The following is a 909-nucleotide window of genomic DNA, read 5'->3' on the forward strand; positions in this document are numbered from 1 at the left end:
CGCAGACGGGGCGGCGAATCCGCTCCGCTTTGCAGAGGTAGCCATGTCTCGGTCATATGCGGCCGATCCGATGTCAGACACAAAGTCCACTCGGTCGGCCCACTTCGCACAGTTGATCCACCCATGCTTGTAAGCGAGCGCGTAATCCGCCTCCCGCTTCTCGGCCGCCTCCCAGCCCCCAGGCTGGCTGGCGCTCTCCAGTTCGCGCGCCGGCTGCTGCGTGCTGAAATCCCCGACTCGCTGCACGCTTACACCGCCGATCTCGAAGGTGAATTCCCATTTCCATGCATCACCTTCAAGTGCCCACTGTTCTTGCATGTCTTGCACTGCCCAATCGAGCAGATTGACACCGTCATCGTCAGTCTCGCCTGCAGAGCCAAGCCACTGTTCAACCAAGAAGGCGCGGACCGTATCCATGTCCGTGACGATTGCAGCGGCAGGAAAATCCGTTTCGCCCCATGCCATGCACAGATAGGTGGCGTTCAGCTTCTCGCTCATTCTGTTTCTCCCTCTGTGGCGCGGGCGCGCAGCGCCTCATAGCTTTCGTCGCCCCATGCTTCCTGAACGTGCGTTGCTGGCCATGCTCCGCGCGTGCCTTTTGGTACGTGGTCGTAGAAGCAGGTGTAGCCAGGATCGCGTGACGGACGCGTCTTCATCCAGATATGCTTTGGCATGCCAAGCGGCCAGTCGTAGCCTTCCTCGCGGACCTTTGCCATGAACTCATGCAAATCGTGGTGGCCACGAGACATCAGCACATACACATCCTCACCGATGTTCTCGATGTCGAGCGGGTATCGTTTATCCACGGTCCCCTCCCGACTGCTCGCGGGACATGGCGGCGCGGTCAATGTTGGTCTTCATGCTGCATACTCCTGTTCAGCCATCTCGCAGAAAAACGAGCAAGACGGC

2 protein-coding genes are annotated in these 909 nt (G+C 59.4%); both read right to left on the bottom strand.

The window, feature by feature from the left end; genetic code table 11:
* Positions 1-498, bottom strand: a 498-nt coding sequence (locus tag ABDB81_RS30390) for a hypothetical protein (protein WP_346814420.1), incomplete at its 3' end; no start/stop codon positions are given.
* Positions 495-806 (bottom strand): hypothetical protein, encoded by a 312-nt coding sequence (locus tag ABDB81_RS30395; RefSeq protein WP_346814421.1) that lies wholly within the window; start codon positions 804-806, stop codon positions 495-497. The genes ABDB81_RS30395 and ABDB81_RS30390, both read right to left, overlap by 4 nt.
* Positions 807-909 lie beyond the last annotated feature (103 nt).

The organism is Cupriavidus sp. DL-D2 (assembly GCF_039710735.1).
Classification (GTDB): Bacteria; Pseudomonadota; Gammaproteobacteria; order Burkholderiales; family Burkholderiaceae; genus Cupriavidus.